At 60.7% G+C, this 24,481-nt stretch carries 16 protein-coding genes and 1 tRNA gene; 8 read left to right on the top strand and 9 right to left on the bottom strand.

What is annotated here, in order from left to right; translation table 11 throughout:
• The 4 genes from B5F40_RS06635 to B5F40_RS06620 form a co-directional block, all read right to left on the bottom strand.
• On the bottom strand, positions 1-470 hold a 470-nt coding region (locus B5F40_RS06635; RefSeq protein WP_140396440.1), incomplete at its 3' end, for a hypothetical protein.
• 238 nt (positions 471-708) lie between these two features.
• On the bottom strand, positions 709-1,239 hold the full coding sequence (locus tag B5F40_RS06630) for a hypothetical protein (RefSeq protein ID WP_087193561.1): 531 nt from the start codon (positions 1,237-1,239) through the stop codon (positions 709-711).
• Positions 1,239-5,102 (bottom strand): vWA domain-containing protein, encoded by a 3,864-nt coding sequence (locus B5F40_RS06625; protein ID WP_162610915.1) that lies wholly within the window; start codon positions 5,100-5,102, stop codon positions 1,239-1,241. Before B5F40_RS06625 ends, B5F40_RS06630 begins: the two co-directional genes overlap by 1 nt.
• A gap of 332 nt (positions 5,103-5,434) precedes the next feature.
• A complete protein-coding gene (locus tag B5F40_RS06620; protein WP_087193559.1) occupies positions 5,435-5,869 on the bottom strand; it encodes a DUF3592 domain-containing protein in 435 nt (144 codons plus the stop codon).
• A 604-nt stretch (positions 5,870-6,473) separates the two neighbouring features.
• On the opposite strand from B5F40_RS06620, the gene B5F40_RS06615 reads away from it, so the two are divergent.
• From B5F40_RS06615 to B5F40_RS06590, 6 genes are all read left to right on the top strand, one after another.
• Entirely contained in the window at positions 6,474-7,583 is a 1,110-nt protein-coding gene (locus B5F40_RS06615; RefSeq protein WP_087193558.1) for an FhaA domain-containing protein, read from the top strand.
• A gap of 21 nt (positions 7,584-7,604) precedes the next feature.
• Positions 7,605-8,018 (top strand): FHA domain-containing protein, encoded by a 414-nt coding sequence (locus B5F40_RS06610; RefSeq protein ID WP_087193557.1) that lies wholly within the window; start codon positions 7,605-7,607, stop codon positions 8,016-8,018.
• Positions 8,018-9,295 carry a Stp1/IreP family PP2C-type Ser/Thr phosphatase gene (locus B5F40_RS06605; RefSeq protein ID WP_204217345.1) on the top strand — a complete coding sequence of 426 codons (1,278 nt, stop codon included), beginning with the start codon at positions 8,018-8,020 and terminating at the stop codon, positions 9,293-9,295. Before B5F40_RS06610 ends, B5F40_RS06605 begins: the two co-directional genes overlap by 1 nt.
• Positions 9,292-12,060: an FtsW/RodA/SpoVE family cell cycle protein gene (locus tag B5F40_RS06600; protein WP_087193556.1), complete on the top strand. Its 2,769-nt coding sequence runs from the start codon at positions 9,292-9,294 to the stop codon at positions 12,058-12,060. Before B5F40_RS06605 ends, B5F40_RS06600 begins: the two co-directional genes overlap by 4 nt.
• A gap of 86 nt (positions 12,061-12,146) precedes the next feature.
• On the top strand, positions 12,147-14,141 hold the full coding sequence (gene pknB / locus B5F40_RS06595) for a Stk1 family PASTA domain-containing Ser/Thr kinase (protein WP_087193566.1): 1,995 nt from the start codon (positions 12,147-12,149) through the stop codon (positions 14,139-14,141).
• Between the two features lie 70 nt (positions 14,142-14,211).
• Positions 14,212-14,287 (top strand) — tRNA-Arg (locus tag B5F40_RS06590).
• Between the two features lie 397 nt (positions 14,288-14,684).
• On the opposite strand, the gene B5F40_RS06585 is transcribed toward B5F40_RS06590, so the two are convergent.
• Entirely contained in the window at positions 14,685-15,104 is a 420-nt protein-coding gene (locus tag B5F40_RS06585) for a hypothetical protein (protein ID WP_087193555.1), read from the bottom strand.
• Between the two features lie 63 nt (positions 15,105-15,167).
• On the bottom strand, positions 15,168-16,616 hold the full coding sequence (locus B5F40_RS06580) for a thiol-activated cytolysin family protein (RefSeq protein WP_087193554.1): 1,449 nt from the start codon (positions 16,614-16,616) through the stop codon (positions 15,168-15,170).
• A gap of 205 nt (positions 16,617-16,821) precedes the next feature.
• Here B5F40_RS06580 and B5F40_RS06575 point away from each other — a divergent pair, with 205 nt between their 5' ends.
• Both B5F40_RS06575 and B5F40_RS06570 read left to right on the top strand, forming a co-directional pair.
• Positions 16,822-17,370 carry an SLATT domain-containing protein gene (locus B5F40_RS06575; RefSeq protein ID WP_087193553.1) on the top strand — a complete coding sequence of 183 codons (549 nt, stop codon included), beginning with the start codon at positions 16,822-16,824 and terminating at the stop codon, positions 17,368-17,370.
• A gap of 73 nt (positions 17,371-17,443) precedes the next feature.
• Positions 17,444-18,544 (top strand): GH25 family lysozyme, encoded by a 1,101-nt coding sequence (locus B5F40_RS06570; protein ID WP_087193552.1) that lies wholly within the window; start codon positions 17,444-17,446, stop codon positions 18,542-18,544.
• 890 nt (positions 18,545-19,434) lie between these two features.
• Here B5F40_RS06570 and B5F40_RS06565 read toward each other — a convergent pair.
• The 3 genes from B5F40_RS06565 to B5F40_RS06550 all read right to left on the bottom strand — a co-directional run bounded on the left by B5F40_RS06565 (position 19,435) and on the right by B5F40_RS06550 (position 23,368).
• Positions 19,435-20,751 (bottom strand): histidine kinase, encoded by a 1,317-nt coding sequence (locus B5F40_RS06565; RefSeq protein ID WP_087193565.1) that lies wholly within the window; start codon positions 20,749-20,751, stop codon positions 19,435-19,437.
• 159 nt (positions 20,752-20,910) lie between these two features.
• Complete coding sequence (locus B5F40_RS16635) at positions 20,911-22,047, bottom strand: sulfite exporter TauE/SafE family protein (protein WP_239442936.1); 1,137 nt, start codon at positions 22,045-22,047, stop codon at positions 20,911-20,913.
• Positions 22,048-22,069: 22 nt separating this feature from the next.
• Complete coding sequence (locus B5F40_RS06550) at positions 22,070-23,368, bottom strand: hypothetical protein (RefSeq protein WP_087193551.1); 1,299 nt, start codon at positions 23,366-23,368, stop codon at positions 22,070-22,072.
• Positions 23,369-24,481 lie beyond the last annotated feature (1,113 nt).

Below are 24,481 nucleotides of genomic sequence, written 5' to 3'. Positions count from 1 at the left end.
GAGGCCCCCATTATTGACCGGAACTTCCAGTCGCTGCTCGGCATGAGGGAGCGGGTGGGGTCCTCCGGGCAGAAGTAGAGGGTCTCCACGTCGCCCGCCTGCCGGCTGTCGATGTCCCACATCGACTCGGGCTTGTCGCTGAGCGTGTACTCCTGCCCCTTGTACGTGCAGCACCAGCAGCTCCAGTTGCCTTGGTGGAGGGAGTAGGGGCTGTAAACATACCCCAAGAAACGCCTGTGGTCCACAACGTTCTCGGACCTCCACGTCCCCACGCACACCGCCTCGAGGGGCACCAGCCTACGCTGCCGGATCTTGACCATCGCGGCGGGGACCCAGTACAAGAAGAGCCCGAAAAACACCACCAGCAGGAAACCGACCAGCAGCCTCAAAGGCCCCGTGGAGCCGAACGTCAAAAAGTCAGCCAGGGAATCAATGAGATCCCCAAGGGTCTCTGTAAAATCCCCCATCATCAAACACCCCCTTCAGCGCACGCTTGGCACGAAAGATTCATCCCAGTCCCGACACCGCGCTTCACACCCGGACCCTCCGGGCCGCCAGATTCTCCGAAAGCGCGGCGCGCCGTCCGCCCCTCCTCGCATACGGGCCACCGCAGCAGAAGGCACGGCGAGCGACGCATGGGACGGGATCGTGAACTCAAAAGGCTGCAAACGTGTAGGCATAGACGAACCTCTATAAATGTCGAAGCCGCTAGACCTGCAAGAGAGGGGCAAGAAAAGAGGCTACGAGCACTACAACAAAGCCAAACCCTCCCACCCTCAAAGAAGTCCTCATCAAGGACCGGAACTTCCAGTCGCTGCTCGGCATGAGGGAGCGGGTGGGGTCCTCCGGGCAGAAGTAGAGGGTCTCCACGTCGCCCGCCTGCCGGCTGTCGATGTCCCATATCGACTCGGGCTTGTCGCTGAGCGTGTACTCCTGCCCCTTGTACGTGCAGCGCCAGCAGCTCCAGTTGGTCTGGTAGTCGGCGCAAGGGTCATAGAAGCTCCTTACGTCAAAGGCTCTTGACCCAGGCCACGTCCCCACGCACACCGCCTCGAGGGGCACCAGCCTGCGCTGCCGGATCTTGATCATCGCGGCGGGGACCCAGTACAAGAAAAGCCCGAAAAACTCCAACAACAAAAAACCAATCATAACGCCTAGGGTCATGGGAGCGCCAGGAGTCAAAAAGCCCGTCAAAGAGTAGATGAACCCTACAAAAGCTTCCAGAGGGGAATCCAGCATCAAATACCACCTTCAGCGCAGGCCTGACACGTAAGGCTCATCCCCAACCCCGATGCCGTGCTTCGCACCCAGGCCTTCTGGGCCGCCAGCTTCTCCTGCTCCTCTTTGTTGCCTCCGACAAGGTCGACGATCCAGCCCGCCACGCCGTCAAGCTTCACATATTCGTAGCACCCGTTCTCTCCGAGCACGCGCATATGGGCAATATCGGCTAGCCTAGACCTGAAGCCCGCCAGGTCCTCCAAAGACACGACGCACAATCCGCCCTTCTTCGTATACGAACCAGACAAATTACGCTTGACAGACTGCCCTATTTGCTCAAGGCAGATCATTTGGAATTTTTGCTCGTATCTTTCTCCTATGCCAAAAAGCAGATCGAATGCGCTTTTGGCAACCACCAGCACTTTAGCGACAGGATGTAGGTTCGCCACGACAAGCGCCAGCCTATCAACAATCATAGACTCTGCCTTCTCGTAAATATAATCATAGTAAGTGCCGGCCATCAAGTCCATTACGGTTTTTGCGGCATCTCGCGCAGGCCCATGCGCGGAGTTGGCTTTCATGTCGTAGAGCAAATCGACGTTTCGACTCAGTATGGCGTTGTTCGCAGAAACCGCATTGATGCTTTGAATCGTCTCCAACACTTCAAAAGCTTTTGCACTTTTTTCAAAACCCTTGAGAACAGCTTTGGTCCCTTTGCTGTATTGCAGTTCAGGTCGAATGCTTTGAGTTATCTTGACGGTTGTCGAAGAAACAGCTTTGACACTTACCGAGTAACGTATGGCACTTGATGAGACTGCGTCTACTTTTTCTATTACAGAGAGAACCTCCTTCCGAATCACTTCCACACTAATCAACGGGTCCATCATTTTCTGACGAATATCATTAATTGCTTGAAGCGTATTCTTTGCAGTATCGGAAGCTAAACTTCCGCTCTGAACCCCTTCGTTCATCACCGCCGTTGCCTGAAGAAGCAGCTCCATCATCGTGTTGCGTTCCTCATCCTCCTGCACCTGCGTGAGCCCCAGTTGATGGTTGCCGATGGCATCTACCACTTGGTCGCGGTACACCTCGCTCTGATTGACCCCGAACAAGGCCGAAAGAAAACCGTCAGCCTGCGAAAACCAATCGTCCGAAATCTTGTCCACTTCTTTTTCGTAATAGTAGTTCGAGTCGTCTATGAGCTTGTCAACCTCGGCGGCATTGAACGTCACCTTTGGAGAGGTGACCTCGGGCTCCTCCTCATGCGAGCTTGGCGCAAGCGTCGGATCGCTCTTCATCCTCAAATACACGCCGCCCGCTTCGGTTTCCACGATCTCCAGCTCTTCACCGTTTTTCAGGCCATCGCCGTCGTAGTCGTCAGACAAATTGCCGTTAATGTCATGATTGAAATCTATCCCGCAGAACTGGCGCGATCCGTTGGAGAGCACCATGGTTCCGTTCTTGATGCGGTCGTTGTAATAGTCAGGGATGCCGTCGTTGTTCGTGTCCTTCGTAAGATCGATAGTCTCAGATTCTATCTGATCGTAGACCTCCTCCAAATCGATGCCGGCTTTCGCTTCATAGTACTTCCCGCCGGTGGACTCGGCCAAATCGCGCAGATCGCCTTCGTTCGCCGTCCCCAAGCCAATCGCGTATACCTTGATGCCCGCCTCGTTCGCCCTCGCTATCTCGTCGGCGTACCAGCCGCCCCCTTCGCCATCCGTGAGGAACACCATGAACTTGTTGCGCGATGATGATCCTTCGAGAACGTCGAGACCCGTTTTCACCCCCTGAGCGCAATCGGTGCCGCCGTTGGCGTACACTGCGTCCTCGAGCGCGGTCATGAGAGCCTCTTTGTCGGCAGTCAGATCGCTGTGCACCGTCGCGCTGTACGTGAAAGAGACGATGGCAGCCTTGTCAACGCCCTCGCGCAGCTTATCGATGAACTGCCTCGTCACGTCCTTCCGCAGTTCATACGGGTCGTTGCTCGACATGCTCCCCGAACCGTCGATGACGAACGCGACGTCTAGCGCGTCGCCGTTCTCCCCCTCCTCAAGCGGAGGGGCTATGTCAGCGTCCCACACCTTGTCGAAAGGAATCTCGTTGATGAGGATGTACGTGGAAAAATGGGAGACCGTCGCACGAACCACGTTTCCTTCGACTATTTGATTTTGCAGCTTCTCAAGCTCCCCCGTCTCCTCGTTCACATAGTAGATGCGCGGCTGAAAATCCTCGTCTGGCGTTCCGAACATCTCCTGATTGTACGAAAACGATATGACGGCCGAATCGAAGGCCCCCTCCACCTTGAAATCATAGGCAGCCCCCAGATACCCCGGTATCGAGGGGCTCACATAAGGGTTGTCGGCCGAGCCGACTTTTTGCACCTCCAGAGTAGGAACCTGCTCAGCTGAAAGGTCCACCGATACCGAAGCGGTCACACGGGTATCGCCCGTGGCTTCGCCGCCGGCAGACGCTTCTGCGGCAAACGAGCTATCCGGCACAAGCGGATCGGTGCCAAGGTACACCTCCCAGCCATCATCCACGCCGTCACCATCGGTGTCGGGATTGTTGGGATCGGTCCCCAGCTCTATCTCACGGCCGTCGGACAGGTCGTCCCTGTCGGTGTCGGCGTTGCCGGGATCGGTATGGTACTTGTCAACCTCTTCGCCATTGGTCAGGCCGTCCCCATCCCAATCCTCGTCGTAGTCGGACACGCCGTTTTCGTCCGTATCAACCTTGAGGGGACTGGTGGAGGTTTTCTTCACCTCTATCCCATCGGGCAAGCCGTCGCCATCGGTATCGGGGTTGTTCGGATCGGTCCCCAGATAATCCTCCATGCGATCGCCCAATCCATCGCCGTCGGAATCCACTTCGTCTGAGTAGAATTCGAACTTCGCAACCACAACCGTATCCTGCGTGATGGGCACGTTGAAGTCGAAGGGCTTTGTGCATTCGACGTCGGCGAACCACCCCTCGAAGGAAAGGAGCTTGGAGCGAGGATCCTCGGGGCGCTCGAGCAGATCGCCGTCGGCCACCTGTTTCTCGCCGAAAACGTCCGCGTTTTCCAGAAGGTCCCGATACTCAAGGGGAATGTAGAACGCCACACGATGCGTGTTCCCAACTTCCGATCCGTCGCCAGGATTACCCGCATCGGGATTCTCCGGCACAGAAGAGGCACCGGCCGCATCAAAAGACACTTCGAGAGAAATGGCGCGATTCTGAGAATCGAGCGTCACATCCTGCTTGGCCTCCAGCGACACCCTTTGGCCAGGCTCAGCAGCATGGGCTTCGCCGGAGGGAGCGACAATGGGGAGAGATCCCGTAGCCAAGGCGACCGCCAGCACGATGCACCACGACTGCGACGCGCGATCTGCCAGCTTCTGCCCAAACGAGACATCGCTTGCTTCAACGCGCCCCCGACGCACATGGACGATCACGAACGCTCCTGCACCGACCAGAATTGCGATTCCCAGAAGCGCGACCACGAGGGCGTCTCCGGTCACCGGCAACAACCCGGTCGCCTTAACGACCTCCGCCCCCACCTCGATCGTGCGCACCTCGCCAGGAGCAAGCGCATCGGCCTTCACGGAAAGGCTTGCGTCTTCGGGCACTTTCAGCTCATCTGGCAACCGAAGCGTCGCCTCGATATTTGAGATCGTCTCCCCCGAAACGTTTTCGACCACCGCCGAAACCGCCGCGGTGTCGCCAAGGGCGTACTCTCCCTTGTCGGTTGCAACCGAGGCTTTGATCCCGTCCTGCTCGAGCTCGGCGGCACTAGCCTGGTCGAACGCGAGAAATCCCGAAATCAGAGCAGCTGCGAATGCAGCCGCCATGCAAACAGCGCACAGCTTTGCACGCAAGACGCCCCTTCTCAACTTGACCACCCTCTCCATTTTGCGGACTTATACGCATCAGGTTAAGTAGGCAAATAATAGTAAAAAAGTTCCAATAAAAGAAAGGTGCGTCCCATTATTGGGCAGGGGCGAACGACATGACGTTGCCCCGCCCTTCTTTTTCGCCCTGATGCCTTTTGCCCCAATGTCTTGCCCTAACGCCCTCTGCGCAGACGAACGCCGATCCGGCTTATCGCGCTCGGACAACGTCCTCGGACTTCGCGCGAACCAAGCGAAAGCAGCAGCCGCGTTGCCGCCGTCGCCCCGCAAAGCAGCGTCGCAAAGCGCTCGCGACCGCCTACGCTTTCTTGGGCAAAACCGTGCTAGTTGAACAGGAGCGCCGCTCCGAAAAGAACAAGCAGGCAAAGCACGAAGCCCTTGATCTTCTCACGCTCAAGAAACCGATCTCGCGGAAACACCGACGTCATCACGTTATCGGGGTTCACGTACACCGTTTCGCGATCGCCAACTTGGCGCGTTGAGTAATCGCCCGAGCTCAAAGGCCCGTCCGTCACGCTGTACGTCTCTCCGCGATACGTGAACCTCCATGTGCTCACATTGTTCAATTGCTTTCCGACCCACCGGAACTTCCCCGTCACGTGCTTGTTTCGCTCGGTGTGAGTGCACACCGCCTCGACAGGCTCAAAGCGACGCATGCGAAGGCGCAACCGCACCCACGAGACCAGAAGCAAAGTTGTAGACAAAAGCACCGCGACCGAAATGGCAATGACCGGCAGCAACGATACGAAGCTCGACATGTGTTCCACCTTCCCAAAAAACGCGCGTTCGCATGGCCCTTCGGCGCGCTTGCCGAATACGAAGCCGCCTCCGCGCCGACCGCTCTTTGCCGTCCTGCGCAGACTGCGCCATGAGCGAGCGCGGTCGCGCCCGGATGGCGGCCGCCTCCGCGCCGACCAGTATTACAAATATGATTGCGGTATCATACCAAACACATTTTCAGAAAGCGCACCTTCTGCCCGATAATGGGACGACAACCGCATTGCCTCGCGGCCATGAAAAACCGGCCCTTCGACGATGGCGCGGCATGCCTCGGATCGCGCGCTTCACCGAGCAGACCCTGCGCGCCATGGAAGCGCCCCTTCGGCGCACGAATGCGGAACGGATCCTCCGCGACGCGAAGCCGCCTTTCAGGACGATCATGCCGAGCCGCAACCCGCCCCGCGCTCTCGCATCGTCCCAGAAAGCACGCTTAACTTTTGATGACGATTGCGTAAAAGATGGCACGCCACTGCGGCGTTTGTGGCAAGATGGAGCATTGCATAGTCGTATGCGGGGACACATTGCAGCGCGTTTCGCACCCGGACCTGAAGGAGGCATGCGCGCGTGCCATAAGGAGACACCATGGGCTTTCTTTCGAAGTTCGAAGGCAAGATGGAAGACACGTTCGAAGGCGCGGCCGACAGGATGTTCGACGCGCCCATCTCGCCTGTCCAAATAGCGAAAAAGGCCGAGAAGCAGATGCGGCGTGAGAAGATGGTGGGCGCGGGCAAGCAGTATGCCCCCACGCTGTACACGGTGCTGGTCAATCCCGACGACGACCAACGGCTGTTCGGCTACTACCCCACGCTCGCCGGCGAGACGGAAACATATTTGGACGCGAAAGCCGCCGAGCAGGGCTTGGTCATGGACGGCCAGCCGCTCGTCCGCTTCATTGTGGACGAAGGCCTGAAGCGCGGGAAATTCGAGATCATCGCCGAGGCGGTGGCCGCTCCCATCGTCGCCCAGCTGCGTGAAGAGGAGATGCAGCGCTACGGCCTGAGCTCCGGCGTTCCAAGCTACGCGCAGCCCTATGCGCAGCAGCAACCCTATGGCGCGCCTGCCGCATTCGACCACGGCCAAGGCTTCAACGCAGCAGGCGGATACGGCTACGATCAGCATGTCCCTCCTTACGATCCGCTCGCCTCAGACGCCCCCTTCTACGATGATTACGAACACGACGGACAGTCGGATGCACGGCAAGACCGCATGCCCAACGAGTTCGATGGGCCTTTAGGCTACGACGGCCTTCCGATCGACGGTTTCTCCGCACCCGCGGCCATTCCCGACCTCCCTGGCGCGCCTTCGGCCGTAGGCGCAGCTGCCGGCACAATGGCCCCCGCCGTCGCCAACACCGTGGCGTTCGCCGGCGGCGCGCGCAGCGCAACGCCGGTTCCCGCACAGGGGGCCGTACACGCTCGCCTCGTGGACGCCTCGAGCAACCGCACCTACGACCTGGCCGCCGCGCGAGTGCTCATCGGACGCGAATCGAGGAACGACGTGGCGGTGCGCGATATGAACGCTTCGCGCACGCACGCTGAGCTCAGGCGCGATCCCTCGGGCGTATGGGTGCTGAGCGACCTCGGTTCCACAAACGGCACCTTCGTGAACGGCCGCCAGATCACCACGCAGCCGCTTTCCGACGGCGACCGAATCACCATCGGCGTGACGAACCTCGTGTTCACGCAGGCTTAAGCGGAAACGGAAGGATCACCCGTGATCGACGTCGTACTGCTCATCGTGCGCCTGCTGTTCGTCGCGCTCTTGTACCTGTTCCTGTTTGCCCTCATGAAATCAGGCATAGGGCTGGTGCGCGGCCAACGCAAGAAAGAGCGCACATGGAACCTGTCGGTTGAACGAGGACCCAAGGAGTTGCGCGGCGTGTCCATCGTGGTGCGCGGACCGGTCATCGTGGGACGCAACCCCGGCGCCGACATCGTCATCGGCGCGGGTTACGTGTCGGGCCGTCACGCTCGCTTCAGCCTCATGGGACAGAACCTCTTCGTCGAGGATCTTGGATCCACGAACGGCACCGCCGTGAACGGCCAGATTATCACCGAGCCGATCGCGTTGCGTAACAACGACGTCGTCAACGTGGGCGACGTGGCCATCCGCGTGAGGTTTGCCTGATGGCCGCCGAACGCTCGTACAAATCCACGCCGCGCACGCGCAAAGGCGCGATCACCGCTTTCGGCAGCCGCACCGACATCGGCTGCCTGCGCGACCATAACGAGGACAGCCTGGTGGTCGCGCCTCCCCTGTTCGTCGTGGCGGACGGCATGGGAGGCCACGCCGCGGGCGAGGTCGCATCCGAAATAGCGGTGGACGTGATCGCCGCGCTAGCTCCCGAGCACCCCGACGGCGAGGTTCTCGCGCATGCGGTGCAAGAGGCGAACCGCGCCGTCATTCGCGCAGCCCGCGAGGGCCGCGGCCGCGAAGGCATGGGAACCACTGTGACGGCCGCCATGCTGGAGGGCGAGCGGCTCGTCATCGCCCAGGTGGGCGATTCTCGCGCCTACCTGCTCCATCAAGGAAAACTCCAGCAGCTCACGCGCGATCACAGCCTGATGGCCGACATGATAGAAGCGGGCCAACTTACACCGGAAGAGGCGCGCACCCATCCCCAGCGTTCGGTGATCACGCGCGCCCTCGGCAGCGACCTGCGCCTTCAACCCGATATCTACGAGATCAACGTGGAGGCGGGCGATCGTCTGCTCATCTGCTCCGACGGCCTATCGGGCATGGTGTCCGACGAGGAAATCGAGCACACGCTTCGACGCGTTCAAGATCCTCAGCGCTGCGCTTCGCAACTGGTGAACGAGGCCATCGCGAACGGAGGGCACGACAACGTCACCGTCATCGTGTCCGACGTGGCCGGCTTCGCCGAAGCACGTCGGAAGAAGATGGCGCGCAAGACGAAGGTGTTCATCGCATTTGTGCTGTTGCTGTTCGTTGCCATCGTTGCCGGCACGGCATGGGGCGCGAAAACCTACCTTGACACGGCGGCCTTCCTCACGGAGGACGACGGCAAGGTGGCCATCTACCGCGGCATGCCCGGATCGCTGCTCGGGTTTTCGTTCTCGCGCTACGAGCGCACCACCGACGTGCCCGTCGACCAACTACAACCCGGCGTGGCGAACCGTTTGCAAGCGGGCATCCGCGTGGACAGCGTCGCCGACGCCGAAGCGCTCGTGGAGGAATACGAGGAGGAGATCGCCGCACGCGAAACGCCTCCCGGCACGAGCGGAGAAGAAACGGACGACAAAGAAGGCGGCGCCGGCGCAAAGGACGAGCCCGCCAACACCGACGCGAAGGACGCGCCTGCCAGCGCCGGCGCCGACGGTCTCGTCCCTGCCAGCACCTCCAACGATGCGGCAAACGCCTCCGAACGGGGTGACGTCGCATGACGCGCCGCAACCTCGAACTTGTGCTGCTGTGCGTGGCCGCGCCACTCGTGGCGCTGCTGTTCGTCATGATCGCCCTCAACCAAGGGCAGGATCTCGATGCGAACGCGCTCGGCGTGCCTGCGGGCATCTTCGCGGCGTTCGTTATCGCGCACATCGCAACGCGCCGGTTCGCCCCCGGCGCCGACCCGGCGCTTCTGCCCATCGCGTTCGCGCTGTCGGGAATCGGCATCGCATTCGTCACCAGGCTCGCACCCGATCTGGCCGTCAACCAGGTGATGTGGCTGCTCCTAGGCGTTGCGTTCATGGTTCTCGTGCTCGCCTTCGTACGCAACCTTGACAAGGTGGCCAACTACAAGTACACGCTCATGATCCTGGGTTTCCTGCTGCTGCTCTCGCCGCTCATCCCCGGCTTGGGTCAGGAGATCTACGGCAGCCGCATCTGGCTCCACATCGCGGGATTCTCGTTCCAGCCCGGCGAGATAGCCAAGATCATCATCGTGCTGTTCCTTGCGGGATATCTCGCCCAGAACCGCGAGATGCTCTCCGTGTTCACAGTGCGCATAGGGCCGTTCAGGCTGCCCGACATCCGGACGCTGCTGCCGCTCATCCTCATGTGGGGCGTCGCACTGCTCATCGTGGTGTTCGAGAAGGATCTCGGCAGCGCGCTTGTGCTGTTCTTCATGTTCCTCGTCATGCTGTACGTGACCACGGGCAAAAAGTTCTACCTTGTCATCGGACTGGGCCTCATCGCCGTGGGCGGCGTAGGCGCGTTCCTGGCGTTCGATCACGTGCAGGTGCGCGTGAACACCTGGCTCGACCCGTTCGCCGATGCGCAGAACACGGGCTACCAGCTCACCCAAGCCATCTACTCAATCGCCGACGGCGACCTGTTCGGCGTGGGACTAGGCAACGGCCTGGCCGAGCAGATACCCGTCGTGGAAAGCGATTTCATCTTCGCCGACATCGCCGAGGAGATCGGCCTTTTGGGCGCTGCCGGCGTGCTGCTCTTGTTCCTGTGCTTCGCCATCCGCGGATTCGTGACGGCGGCGCGCGCGAAAAGCGATGTGAGCTCGTTTGTGGCCGTGGGCCTCACCTCGGTCATCGTGCTGCAGGCGTTCATCATCGTGGGCGGCGTGACGAGGCTCATCCCGCTCACCGGCATCACGTTGCCCTTCATCAGCCAAGGCGGCTCGTCGCTTCTGGCAAGCTTCATCATCGTGGGCTTCCTCTTGCGCTGCGGCGACGAGGGCACAGGCGTCGGCCAGGAGATGACGAGCGCGACCAGTTCGCTTCACGCCAACAGCGTGCTGGGACGGGTGTCGCTCGGCAAGCGCCTCTCGCATTCCATGCTGTTCTGCTCGACGCTATTCGCGTTGCTCGTGGCCAACCTCACCATGATCATGGTGGTGCAGGCCGACCATTACCAGAACATGCCGGGCAACAACCATTCTCTCGCCAAGGAAGCGCGCACCGAGCGCGGAACCATCTCCACCTACGACGGCATCGTGCTCGCCCAGAGCGTGCCGACCGAAGACGGCGCCTTCGAGCGAGTCTATCCTGCGGGCGACCTCGCCAGCCAAGTGGTGGGTTACTCGTCGCCCCAGTTCGGCACGTCCGGAATCGAGCAAGCCTACAACGACACGTTGAAGGGCGAGCGGAATTTTGCCTCGTGGACCGACGTGCTGAACTCGCTCGCCGGTATCGGCGGTGCGGGCAACGACGTCGTTCTCACGTTGAATTCGAAAATACAGCAAGCGGCGCAAGACGCACTGGCCGGCCGCAAGGGCGCGTGCGTGGTGATGGACCCTGAAACGGGCGCCATCCTTGCCATGGCCTCCTCGCCCACCTATGACGCCGCCGACTTCGAAACGGTCATCGAGCAAGCCAACGCCGACCCCTCCGACACGCGGCTCATCAACCGCGCCATCCACGCGCTGTACTCTCCCGGCTCGACGTTCAAGGTCGTGTCGTTGGCGACCGCGCTCGAAGACGGCGTGGCGGACGAAAGCACCGTCTACAGCGCCCCCGGCAGAATGGAAATCGGCAACGCCGACGTGGTGAACTTCGACGGCAACAACTATGGGTACCTTACGCTGGCCCAGGCCACCGAGCTGTCGGCCAATACCGCATTCGGCCAGCTGGGCGTTCAGATGGGACCGAACACCCTCGTCGCAGGCGCCGAGGACTTCGGATTCAACAAAGACATCGAGTTCGCCTTGACCCTTTACACCTCGCTTATGCCCGACCCCGACGACATGACGGAGTGGGAGACGGCCTGGGCCGCCGCCGGCGAGAACGTCGGCGAGAACGAGACGCCCAACCATCCCAGCCCCAACGGCCCCCAAGCCACCGTGCTCGAGATGGCACTGGTAGGCTCTGCGATCGCCAACGACGGCACCATCATGCAACCTTACATCGTGGACGGCATCTACAACGCCAACGGCGAGCGCAGCTTCGCCGAACAACCCACCAAACTCATGCAAGCCGTCAGCGAGACCACCGCCGGCCGCGTGCGCGACGTGCTGGTAGGCGTGGTGAACAACGGCACCGGCACCGACGCTGCCGTCGACGGCGTGCAGGTGGCGGGCAAAACCGGCACTGCCGAGAAGGCAGACGGAAACAACAGCTGGTTCGTCGGCATGGCGCCCGCTGACGATCCTCGCGTGGTGGTGTCCATCATCGTCGAGGACGGCGAAGAGGGCGTGGGCGCCCAGAAAGCGCAGAATGTATTGAAAACAGCCTTGGAAGTACAAGGGCTTTTGTAAGTAAGGTATGCTGGAAATGGCACCTCAAACCCGAAACGCCGCTTAAACCAGCAGGTGGCCCGAAGGAGCAAAACGTGACCGAGAGCATGATAGGCAGAGTATTCAACAACCGCTACCAGATCACCGAACGCATCGGGATCGGGGGCATGGCGGAGGTGTACCGCGCGCAGGACAATGTGCTGGGCCGCCTCGTCGCCGTTAAGGTGATGCTGCCTCAGTATGCGGCCGACCCTGCCTTCACCCAGCGCTTCAAGCAGGAGGCCGCCGCCGCTGCGAACCTGCAAAGCCCCTACATCGTGAACGTGTACGACTGGGGTCAGGACGACGGCACGTACTACATCGTGATGGAGTTCGTACGCGGAAGCGACCTCAAAACCGCCATCAACGAGCGCGGCGCCATCAACCAGCGCAAGATGGCCGAAATCGGCTCGCAAGTGTGCCAGGCGCTTTCCGTCGCGCACGGGCTGGACATCATCCACCGCGACATCAAGCCGCAGAACATCATGGTGCAGCCAGACGGCAACGTGAAGGTGATGGACTTCGGCATCGCGCGCGCGAAGAACTCCGTGAAAACGCAAACGTCCAGCGTGCTGGGCACGGCGCACTACATCTCTCCCGAACAGGCGCAGGGCAAAGAGCTCACCGCCGCGAGCGACATCTACTCGCTCGGAATCGTGTTGTACGAAGGCGCCACCGGGCGCTTGCCCTTCGATGGTCCCGATGCCGTGAGCGTGGCCATGAAGCAAGTGAGCGACCAGCCCGTGCCGCCGCGCGAGATCAATCCCGACATCGATCCAGCACTCGAGGCCATCATCATGAAGGCCATGGAGAAAAACCCTGCTGAGCGCTTCGCCACCGCCAAAGACATGCGCCTTGCGCTCAACGACTACCTGGCTGGCCGGCCCGTCAACCTGGGAGGCGCCTTCACGAGCGCCGAGACGCGCGTCATGGGTGGGGTGGTGCCCCCCATCGGCGCGGCAGCCGGCGACGGCACGGCCGTCATGCCCGCCGTAGGCGGTGCGAACCCGGGCGGCGGCACGCCGGGACAGCGCTCCTTCCGTTCCGACAACACCGGCAAGAAGGGGCCGAACAAGAAGGTCATCGCCATCGGCATCGTAGCGGCGCTTGTAGCCGCGCTCGCCCTCGTGGCGGTTATCGGGATGGCCATGGGAGGACTCATGGGCGGCCAGAAGGGCGACCCGGTGCCCGACGTGGTGGGCAAGACCGTCGAAGAGGCCACGCAGCTCATCGAGGACGCGGGTTTCGAGGTGGGTGCCGTCGAAGAGGCCTACGACGAGAAGGTGGAGGCTGGCAAAATCATCAGCCAAGATCCGAAAGCCAACGAAAAGCGGGAGAAGGGCTCGAAGATCAACCTCAAGGTGTCGCAAGGCGCCCAGGAAATCGAAGTGCCCGACCTGACGAACATGACTGCCGAGGAAGCACGCCAGGCGCTCACCGTTGCTGGGCTCAAGTACAAATCTGGCGAGGCAGGCTATTCCGACTCGGTCGAGAAGGATCGCATCTACAAGCAGAATCCCGTCGCCGGCACCAAGGTGTCCAAAGACTCCGAGGTTGTCTACCACTTGTCTCTCGGCTCTGAGGGCATCGAAGTGCCCAATGTGGTGGGCCTTTCGCTCAACGACGCCATCAAGAAGATCAACAACGTTGGCTTGCTGGTTGACGAGAACTACACCTACGAGGAAAGCGACGAGCCGAAAGGCACCGTGCTCAGCCAAAACCCTGCAAGCGGCAAACTGGAGGAGGGCGGAATCGTCTCCCTTACGCTAAGCTCAGGCCCGAAAGCCACCACCTACACGGTGTCCGTCAACTCCAACGGCGGCGGCACCGTCAGCACAAGCGCCACGTCGGTGGAGGAAGGCGGTTCTGTGACCATCGTCATCACCCCGAACAACGGCTACGAGGTGGCGTCGGTGCGCGGCCTCGACGGCGTTCCTTCAAACGGCGGCACGTTCACGTTGTCGAACGTCACCAGCAACATGAACATCAGCGTCGAATTCCGGCAAATATCGTCAACCGATCCGGACGGAGGAGACAACAATACGCAAAATCCCGTCTCGTAAGAGCTTCGGAAGCGCAGCGGCGGTTGAGTGCTCATCGCCACCGCCGCTGTTATGCTACAATAGCCACCACGCCTCCGTAGCTCAGGGGACAGAGCACCGCTCTCCTAAAGCGGGTGTCGGCCGTTCGAATCGGCCCGGGGGCACCATCGAACCGCGCAAGCCGTCGACCGAAGTCGGCGGCTTGTTTGCATTTTGAAATGCGGCAAAACCATGCAATCACAAGGCACTTCGCGCAACCACCCAAAGCGCTTCGCAGTGCAGAGCCTTCGCTTCCGAGGAGGAGCTACGATGCGGCCGCGACCTACTCGCAATCCAAACGATGCCGTTCCGCGAGCTCGCGCTCCCCTACCATCCCTTTGTCGAATCCATGTCGCAAGCGATGCCTTTGCCAGCCTTATGATACGAGCATAACGAAATGGGCTGCGTGAATCTCATCGTTCACGCCCTCTGCACGATACTCAATACCCAAAGCGTATTCCTTGCCGCCATGCCCATCCGGCGCATCCAACACTCGCATGCTGCCCATCGTCACGCGCTCGCACACTACACCATCCAATGCGGGAGACGGTTTGAAGTGGAAAACGTGCCACGCTTCGTACGGAAAAACACCTCGGCATGATGCAAGCCGGCCATAAGACCGACCGGCTTCGAAGCGAGGGCAAACTCCCGGCGCACCCGTTCGCCCACGCCGCGCACGTCCCTTTCGGTCGCAAAGCTCAACGGAGTATACAGCACGCCCCTATTTCCCAATTCGATAGTTCGGCGCACGTAATCATGCACCTGCATCTCATTCGGAGCCGTCCTGTTCAAATCACCGTGGAACCCATTCCACATGGATTCGATCTCGTCGCCTTTGGCCTGCATGTATCCGAGATTTGCCAAGACCACATGCAACGAGCAAGGGAAGCACGAGTTGAAATACGCCATGGTTTTGAAACTGAAGCCGTCTTTCTTCTGCCACATAAGGAGCATCCTTTCAGAACATGGTCTCGCATACCGTCGGAAACGCAAGCGCCATGCCGCATCCTATTTCTCCGGATCCGCCCAAAACACCTGGTTGAGCGTCGTGCCGCCAATGGTGATGGTTCGACGGGCGATCAGAGGGAACGTCTCATCCATCGTCATGCGCTCCGGCTCCCACGCAAGCCCCGTGGCCCCATACGCGCGAACACGGATATCGCGGGCATTCGCAGGAAGGGGAATGGATGCCGAGTACCCAGCGGTCACATGCGCTCCGTTTCCTTGCCATCCCCGTTGTTCCACGATTTCGTTTCCCTGTTCGTCGTAAGACACCTCGCTCCAAGATATACTGAACCGCGCCACATAGGCCCCCTGATGCTGCACCACCAGCGTGCCAGATCGGTACTCCGTCGCCGTGCTGGTGATGTACTCGGTTGTTCCTTGGATGCTGGCTATGCGGTTGTCTTTCAGGAACGCCACCGTATAAGCCAGCGGGAATGCCGGGTTTTCTGCAGAAAGAACGGCATTTTCGCTGATGAGATCGTTTACTTTCGCAATTATGCCGTCGTTTTCCAAATTGCCGTTCACCACCACGGGCCTGCCGCCCAAGGCAACGATCGTGCAATCGATGTCCTTGCCTTCCGAGGACGATTGCATCTCCCCCGTCGACACCACTGTGCCGCCATCAACTTTCAGGCTGGAATCGAGGCGCGACTTCAGCTCGGATGAACCCATGGACGACTGAAACAGCAGGTACACCTCACGTCCGTACTGCACGTTCTGCACATAGCACGGAGGGTTGGCGGAGTCAACTTTGCGTCGCACGTCTTCCCATGTCACTTCATCGGCAAACACATCGGCTGGTGCGGCGGGCAACTCTGCGGAAACCGTATAGTATATCTGCCGGAACTGGATGAGATAGGCCGACGTCTCCTGGCGCGTGATGGAATCGAAGTTGAGGCCCAGCTTGCTTTGCATGTACTCCACGTCGCAGCCAAACGTCAACGCCATGGACTTCTTGTCATACAGGATGCTTTTCTTGTACTGCATATTGGCAGGAATGGCATGCGAAGATGCTTTATCGGCAAGCCAATTGTTCAGCAGCGTGTTGACACCCTCGGACACACCCGTGTAGTCGTTTCGCTGCACGATCACATGGTTGTCGCCAGTGAGACCCGGAAGGTCGATGGTGAGGGTCATTGGACGGCGCTTCAGCACCAACGGATCGGGCACGCCTTCCACGAGGCGCTGATTGCCAAGCAGCAAGCCGCCGGGATAAGCCACGTCTTTGCGCGCGTTGGGAACCGCAATGTCGTACTGACCGCTGATGCTGTGCTTGCTTTTCTCCACCACGACGAACGATCCGCCTTGCAGTCTGCCCGATCGCGGAACGAAGCTCTCCACTTTCTCCCCTGAAAACGCCATGACCTCTTCGGGGCGATAATCGAGCGCCCAAATACCCTCGTTGATGGCGGACGCATTCTCGCTTCTGTTGATCATCTCGAACGATTCCATAGGATCCTTCCTCTTCTCGCCATCTCTACCGCACTCTTTTGCATGTAACTTGCAGATTTTCCGTACGCCGCTTGGTTATCTTCAAGCGGCATTAAATTCCTACTAAAATAGTATTATTATAACTCTTGTCTTTTTATACTATAGAAGCTACTGGGTCAAGATTATTATTGTCTTAAGCACTAAACATCGCGCGAAAGGAAGCGCCATGGAGAAATCGATCCACCGCAATCTGCTGAAACAACAGATACGAGAAGCGTACGGACAAGTCCTGTTCGCCTATTCCGCCCATCTATCTTGCGTCGGCCGCATCAGAAGGCGCGAACGCACGGTCAAGTGGCTTCAGATTGGAGCCTCGGCCATAACCGCTGGAGGATGCCTAAGCGTCGTTGTCACAGAGGAAACGGCCATGGCCTTCGTAAGCGCCGCGTTGTCCACCCTCACCCTCGCGCTCGCATCGTACTCGAAAGACGCCAACCTCGCCCTTGAAGGAAAGAGGCACGCAGATGCAGCGAAGGCTTTCTGGGTCATGCGCGGACACTACCTGTCCCTTCTAACCGACTTCGACACCTTGAGCGACGAGAAAATTACCCAAGAGCGCGACTCGCTCGCCAAGCAGACCGAGCAGATCTACGCCAAGGCACCAACGGTTGATATCCGCAGCCACTCCGACGCGCAGCGCACGCTCAAAGTGGATTCTGGTCGCCCCTTGGGCGAGCAAGAGCTGTCTGATCTATTGCCGGCATACCTGCAGTAGCGCTCAGAAGCGGTCAGCCGCGCCCGCGGAAGGCGGGCCTTTGAACCACTCTCACGAGAGAAGGGACTCCTCCATGGCGCTCAACGGCATCGATATTAGCGATTACCAGCAAGGCCTCGACCTCTCCCAGGTTTCCTGCGACTTCATGATATGCAAGGCCACCGAGGGAACGGGCATCGTGCATTCAACGTGCGATCCGTTCATCCAAAAAGCCAAAGCGTTGGGCAAACTATGGGGATTCTATCATTTCATGAATGGAGAGGATCCTGTCGCACAGGCCGACTATTTCGTGGCAAACTGTCGCGGGTACTTCGGTTCAGGCGTTCCTGTGCTCGATTACGAAATGTACGGACGCATCGGAACGTCTGGAGCCAAAAAGTTCCTCGACCGCGTGCTCGATCTCACCGGCGTGCGCTGCGTGGTGTACATGAGCCGAAGCGTATGCACCGAGGAAGATTGGTCGGCCATCGCGCCGAACCATGCGTTGTGGGTGGCGCAGTACGCGAGCAACGACCCCACAGGATACCAGGACGAACCGTGGCTTCCCGGCGGCGGCTTCGGCGCATGGAGCACATGCGCGCTTCATCAGTATACGTCGAACGGACGACTCCCAGGCTACAACGGGCCTCTCGACTTGGATATCGGATATCTGACGCCGGACGCATGGACGAGCATCGCACGTGGAGGCAAAAACGAGGCGTCTGCAAGCGCAGCGCCATCATCGGGGACGACAGAGCCCGCATCAACGCATGCGTCCGTCACACCCGACTCGTCGGAGAATCTGCTCGACCTCGTCGCTTCGGTGATGCGCGGCGAACGAGGCGATGGCGACGAACGCAGAACCTCGCTGGGGAAGCGCTACGACGAGGTGCAGAGGTTCATCGACTATGTGGCATCCGCATCTGCATCGCAGCTTGCCGACGATATCGAACGTGGACGGTTTGGCAACGGGAGCCTGCGACGCGCAGTGCTGGGAGAGCGTTACGACGAGGCGCAGGGCATCGTCAACCAACGTGCGGGCATTGGTTCCGAGCGGGTGCACACCGTCCAAGCAGGCGAGACGCTCTCAGACATCGCCGCGCATTACGGCACCTCATGGCAGGTCCTCGCCCAAACGAACGGTATGGCCAATCCCAATCTCATTTACCCTGGTCAAATGATCGTCATCGATTGAGCAGCCAAGACACACCCGTCGAAAAAACATGGCAATCCCCAGGCGTCTGCTCGACGCCCCTTGAAAGACGCACGGCCTTGCACGCGACACCGCAAACGCGGCGAAGGCTTTTCCGAGCACTTGCGCAGCCGCTTCCCCGCCTGCCCAACCGCCCTCTTTGCCCCCGCGCCCCCTTGCGCCCTCCTTCGCCTCTCGCTCCGCCCTCGATCCTCCGTTTCACCGCCCCGTCTCGCCTCGCCGCCCATCGCGCCACATCGTATTCCACCGCATCACGCCTCGCACACGCGGAAAGAAGAGGGCCTGCGCATCACGCGGCGCATCGTGCGCGTCAACGGCACTTTGCGCCTCGTCGCAAGCGCGAAAGCATCCGCAACATGACGCGTTCGCCTCCCGCACCGCACCTCGTTGCGCCCCGACTCGCTACGCCGTGCCCCACCCTGCGCGCTACCGTGCCCGCCTCCTTATGTCGTGCCCGCCTCGTCGCATCGTGCCACATCGGCCTTCCCGCACCTCGACCCGCCCCATCATGTCGCGCTTCACCTCGCCCGCTATGCCCCTCCGCGACGCAACTTGCCCCTTCTCGGAGGCCGTCGGCGACGTCGCTCAAAGCGGCGATGGGTTTAGAAGCCTTCTCGTATCTCGCTGTATCGTCAGACAGCAGCGGCCTATTCATCATATTGTCGCCCTTCGGGCCAAAATGAAGCTGCAACCTCGCAAACAAAAATGCTCAAGCGGTTCGACATGCATTTCGGCGCCAATCGAGATATCCCCCCGATTCAATTACCCTAACGGCTCCGAAAAACATCGGAGACCGAAGAAAGGAGGGCGATGCTTCACTTTGGCGGCTCGCCCGCATCGCCGCTCGGCCAGCGGCTCCCATCGGCGCGTCTCTATTCGCAGTCGCAACGCGCTCCGCCCACCAGCATGAGGCGCACGCACGTGCCGCTTCCCAGCTCGCTATCCACCTCCATGTGCGTGCCGGGCCCAAAATAGCCGCAAATGCGATCTCGCACGTTCTTGACCGCGATGCCCAAACCCGTTGACGACTCGGGATGCAGGATGTTCAACCGAGCCTCCTCGGTCATGCCCACCCCGTTGTCGCACACGCTGACAATCACATCGTCGCCGTCCACCTCGGCCGTCACAGAGATCATCAGCTTGCCTTCGGAGGGCATGGCGTGGCGCACCGCGTTTTCCACCAGCGGCTGAATGATGAACGGAGGGATGAGCATGTCGTCGACGCGCGGGTCGACGTTCACCTCCATCTCCACGCGATCAGCACCAAAACGCGCCACTTCGAACGTGAAGTAACGTCTCGTCTGCTCCATCTCGCGCGCCAGCAAGATAAGGTCCGCAGAATCCTCGAGCGTACGCCGATAGAACACCGCGAACTCGCGCAACAACGTTCGCGCCGTCTCGGGGTCGGTGCGAACGAACGAGGCGATAGTGTTGATGGTGTTGAACAAGAAATGGGGATTGATCTGGCTTTGGAGCATTTTGAGCTCCATGCTGGTTGCCAGCTTCGTCTGCTCTTCGAGCGCAGCGGCGGCCATCTGAGTGGACAGCAGCTGGCCGAAGCCCTCCGCGATGGACTTCTGCGTCTCGCTGATATGGTTCGCACGACGGTAGTAGAATTTGAGCGTTCCTGCCACGGTGCGCCCCACAGCCAACGGCACGATGATGGCAGCCTTAATGCTCGTGGATCCTTTGGGGAAGCCGATGTCCTCTGGCGTGAACAGAATGCGCATCTTTCCGTCGGCCAGCGTGGCGTGCGTGGCGTGCGTGCGGATACAGCTGCCCGCAGGGTTCTGCGCCTCCTCGGAACCGGCGTAGCCGAGTATTCGCTCCTTGTCGGTGATGGCCACGGCGATGGCGGCGGTGGACGGCAGCATAAGGCTGCATATCTTTTGCGCCGACTCGCTGTTCAGCCCGTCGTTCATGCACGCAAGCGTTTGACTTGCCAGCTTGAGCACGGCATCCGACTGGCGGGCGCGCACGGAATCGGGATCCATGAGCAACCGAATAACCACCACGATCGACAACGTGAAAATCGCTCCGGCGCACAAAAGCACGGCCACGTTGCGATCTTTCGCCACGATGTTCCACATCAGCACAAGTCCCGACAGCACCGCGACGGTGAACATGAACATCTCGAGGGTGAAGAAGCGCGGCAAGGCGGCGCGCGCCTCATCTGATTCCTGCTGCATAGCACCTCCCATAGGGCGGACGACGCGGCGGGTGCTGCATGCGAGCACGACCGCACCCGTGTTCGCGGCCAACCTTTGCTCTCGGCCCTCTTTCGGCCTGTCTTCAACCGCGAACAGGCGAATGCCCGTCCGCGCCCAGTCGTCGACCGGGCCTCATCGCTACAGTATACCGAATTCGTTGACCACCAGCAGAGCCGCAGCCACCAAGAGAAACCCTCCGAAAACGAAGCGCAGCATGCGCTCAGGCACCACGCTCACCAGCCGCGCGCCGACTATCGCACCGGGGATGGAGCCCGCCACCACGGCGATACCCGCAACGTAGTCGATGTTGCCGAGTAGCGCCTGCTCGACCACGCCAGGGACGGCAAGGATCATCACAGCGATGAGCGATGTGCCAGACGCCTGCCTCATGGCGATGCCCACCAGCGACAGCATGAGCGGCACCATGATGAAGCCCCCGCCAACGCCCACATATCCAGAAGCCAGCCCAGCAACTAGGCCGATGCCCACACCGATGAGGAGCTGCCTGCGCGTCAGCTTGACAGGGGCATCGGAGGCGATCCCTTGCGGCTCCCCGCCCCGCATGCGAGATGCACTCGAGCCCAGCTCCCCCTTCGCGCTTTGCGCGCTTTCGCGCGCGCACGACTCGTCCCCTTGCGCAGGAAAGACGCTTTCACACTCACATGTAAGGTTCTTTTGCGTTCGCGCGAACGGCTCCGTTTCCTCGCATCCCTCAAAAGGTGCAGGGGAAACAGCCTCGAGCGCAGGATCGGCCATGCGGGCAGACACGGAAAGGGAGCCAGCCCCGGGCGTATCTGCAGACAAGGACGCAGGTTCGCAGGCGGCTCTAGACGAGGAGGATCCTTTCGACACGGACGCAGCCTCGCAGGCGGATCCGGCTGCAACGGGTTTTCCCTTCCCCATCTTGACAGCCTTGCCAAGCATTTTCGCCGCAGACCATCCGATGATCAGCGCCGCTGCCGCCATCACAAGCCACGGGGGCGAGATCTGCGCGAGCCACACTCCGATCGGCGAGGTCAGCGCTCCGCCGAGCCCCGCCGCAACTCCAAGCGCGGGCACGCACGTCTTGTGCCGCAGATGCGAAACCGCGCCCGAGACGGACGTGGGAATGATGGCAAACAACGACGTGGCGGTGGACGCAGTGGGGCTCATGCCGAACGCCAACCGAAACAGGGGCACCATAATGGTGCCGCCACCAACGCCGAGCAGGCCGGATAGAACGCCGATGCCCGCACCGATCAACGCTGGCAGGACGAACAAGGTGAGCACTTCCATCGATCCCGCCTTTCCTTGCGCGCTATTCTGCGATATTGAGGCGAATCTCGCTCGTCATTCCAGGATCGACACCCGCAGCGGCAACGGTCTGAGCGGCCGCGAAACGGTCGGCGCCCATGTCCATCTGCCGCTGTGCCGCCGACTGCATGAGAGCCGTTCGCAAAATCTGATCGTTCTCCATGCGCGCCATGAGCTCCGGCCATACGAACTGGAACTCGAAGTACTTCGAGCAATTGCGCTGGGCATACGTGGTGGCTTCGCCAGTTGCCGCCTTCGCGGCCTTGCGGTACGCGCGCTTGTCGGGCCGTGCGAGACTGCGCAGAAACGCCGTCAGGCGGATGCGCTTCGTGATGCCGGGCTCCAAGAACGGCCCGGGATACGGCTCGAGCGACGAGGGCTTCACTTGCAGAAGATCGATCTGCGTGCGGCTATACTCCATCTTGCGGTACTCGTAGAGCCAGCGGAAGATGTCCTGCCTGAAGCGCGTGCCCTCGCTTTCCGTCTCGGGCGGTAGGTGGCGCAGGCTCCACTGGTTGTCGAACCAGATGTCGGAGCCGTACATGCGCAGGTCGAGCATGTAGTCGAGATCTTCGCCGCGCGCGATCCACGGATCGAACGACAAGCGCTTAAACGCCTCCTTGTGCAGCGCCAGGCAGCCGCCGCACACGTGGTTGCTGCGCGACAGACGCGGACTGCGCATGGCCTTTGCGATCATCTTGTTGAATGCTTTGCCCTGCTGCCAAAAATGGTTGTACCACTTGTCTTGGCTCTTCGAGAGATACGACCCTTCGGAATTGAAGTAGAAGCCCGTCTTAGCCAAGATGGGAATACCCTTCTTGGTGAGCTTTCCCAACCCGTACATGGCCTTCTGCAAAAAGTCGGCGTCGTCGATAACCTCGTCGTCGTCGAGGAACACCACCGAGTCGAATCCGAGCACATCGGCCAACACCAAGCCGAGGTTGCGCACGGCGCCGTACCCTGCCAAGCCGATTTCCTTCTGCAGCTTGCCCAAGCCAAGCTGCTCCATGCGCTGTTGGACAAGTGCAAGCTCGGGCGCGCCCACCACCAGCGTGTTCAGCGTGGTGTAGCGGGACACGGCCCCTTGAACCTTCTCGACCGCCTGCATTTCGATGGACGGCTCGCTCACCACGAGCACGAGCACCTGCCCGAGACCGCGCACTTTCTGCAGCGACGCCAGCAAACGGGGCAGCTCTCCAGGCTGCGAGATAGGCGTCGCGTGGTCGTACGTCGTGAGCACGCTGCCGCCTTCCTTGCGACGGCGCGCCGAGACGAATGTGGGAATGACGATAACCGGGTTCATGCACGTCCTTCATTCAAGAGGCGCGGTTTTCGCGGGCGCGCCCATGCTTTTTGCGCATGCTTGATTTTAGCGGTTTCGCCCCTTCGGACGGCGCCCTTCACGTAAACAGCGGAGCCCTGCCACCTGTTCATTATCGAGGACGCGAATCACTGCGAAATATCAGGCTCTTAGGTGGCGTTTGGGCGCAAATGTCGTCGCCGCAAGCAGGTGTTAGGCTGTTGGGATGGAGCGGGTCGCCTCCGCCGAGAAATGGACGCGCTCGACCGAGTTCGGGAGCGGGTCGACGGGATGGGGCGGGTCGCCTCCGCAAGCGCACCCTGGCGCAACATGCGATCATTCGGGCTCCTCGTGGCGAGCCCGATCCCTCTTCCTGCTCGCCCCTTGGCGTCGGTCGGCCAATCACCCGGCATTTCCGAGTTTCCCGCGGCAAGCCCAAACCGTCTTCCCTTCCAGGGCAAGCAGAGGAAGAGCAGGGCCCCGCCAATAAAGGATGCCGTCCCTTGGGTGGCCGCCGCCTCCTCAAGCACCGTCCTGTCGCCGCGCCGCTGCCCTTTGTCGCCCAAAAGAACCTGGCAGTAACCGCATTCAGCCTTTCCGATCAACGCCATCGCGAGGCGCCTCGCCCAGCCGTCCCACGCCTCCATGCGGCATCTCGTCCATCCGCATCGTGCCTTGCGCATCCGACTACCGCACCGCGCCGACCTTGCCTTGCCCTTCGCCTAGCGCCTTCACGCGGCGCCTTGTCGCGCATCGCGGCTTTTGCATCATGTCCTTCCGCTCCGCTTTTCTGTTGCGCGCCCATCTGCGACATACCCCTTCGGCCGCCTTTCCCCATCGCGTCCTCGCTGAACCCTCCCGCGCTCGCATTCGCGCCGACCCCCCCCCTTGCGCCGCTCGCTTCCATGCCGGGCCGTTCGCCGCCTGCTTCCGCACCGACCGCTCATGCCGCTTCCACCCATGCTGCGCACGCCCGCAGTCCACCTCGTGCGACCGACCACGCCACCCACTTGCGCGGCCTTTTTCGTTCTGAGCCTGCCGTTTCATGTGAAACACTTGTCGTAACAGCGCAGCGCAAAGCACAATAGAGCAAATGCCCCGTATGGAACATCGGGA

Origin of the sequence: Gordonibacter sp. An230, from assembly GCF_002159915.1 — a bacterium.
In the GTDB taxonomy this organism is placed as follows: domain Bacteria; phylum Actinomycetota; class Coriobacteriia; order Coriobacteriales; family Eggerthellaceae; genus Rubneribacter.
Note: the sequence above shows the minus strand (reverse complement) of the source record. Positions and strands in the feature narration are given on the sequence as shown.

Bases quoted from the DNA above. Each gene is read 5' to 3' on its own strand.
- B5F40_RS06630 (WP_087193561.1), bottom strand. From the start codon at position 1,239: ATGCTGGATTCCCCTCTGGAAGCTTTTGTAGGGTTCATCTACTCTTTG.
- B5F40_RS06620 (WP_087193559.1), bottom strand. From the start codon at position 5,869: ATGTCGAGCTTCGTATCGTTGCTGCCGGTCATTGCCATTTCGGTCGCG.
- B5F40_RS06615 (WP_087193558.1), top strand. From the start codon at position 6,474: ATGGGCTTTCTTTCGAAGTTCGAAGGCAAGATGGAAGACACGTTCGAA.
- B5F40_RS06605 (WP_204217345.1), top strand. From the start codon at position 8,018: ATGGCCGCCGAACGCTCGTACAAATCCACGCCGCGCACGCGCAAAGGC.
- B5F40_RS06600 (WP_087193556.1), top strand. From the start codon at position 9,292: ATGACGCGCCGCAACCTCGAACTTGTGCTGCTGTGCGTGGCCGCGCCA.
- pknB (WP_087193566.1), top strand. From the start codon at position 12,147: ATGATAGGCAGAGTATTCAACAACCGCTACCAGATCACCGAACGCATC.
- B5F40_RS06585 (WP_087193555.1), bottom strand. From the start codon at position 15,104: ATGTGGCAGAAGAAAGACGGCTTCAGTTTCAAAACCATGGCGTATTTC.
- B5F40_RS06580 (WP_087193554.1), bottom strand. From the start codon at position 16,616: ATGGAATCGTTCGAGATGATCAACAGAAGCGAGAATGCGTCCGCCATC.
- B5F40_RS06575 (WP_087193553.1), top strand. From the start codon at position 16,822: ATGGAGAAATCGATCCACCGCAATCTGCTGAAACAACAGATACGAGAA.
- B5F40_RS06570 (WP_087193552.1), top strand. From the start codon at position 17,444: ATGGCGCTCAACGGCATCGATATTAGCGATTACCAGCAAGGCCTCGAC.
- B5F40_RS06565 (WP_087193565.1), bottom strand. From the start codon at position 20,751: ATGCAGCAGGAATCAGATGAGGCGCGCGCCGCCTTGCCGCGCTTCTTC.
- B5F40_RS16635 (WP_239442936.1), bottom strand. From the start codon at position 22,047: ATGGAAGTGCTCACCTTGTTCGTCCTGCCAGCGTTGATCGGTGCGGGC.
- B5F40_RS06550 (WP_087193551.1), bottom strand. From the start codon at position 23,368: ATGAACCCGGTTATCGTCATTCCCACATTCGTCTCGGCGCGCCGTCGC.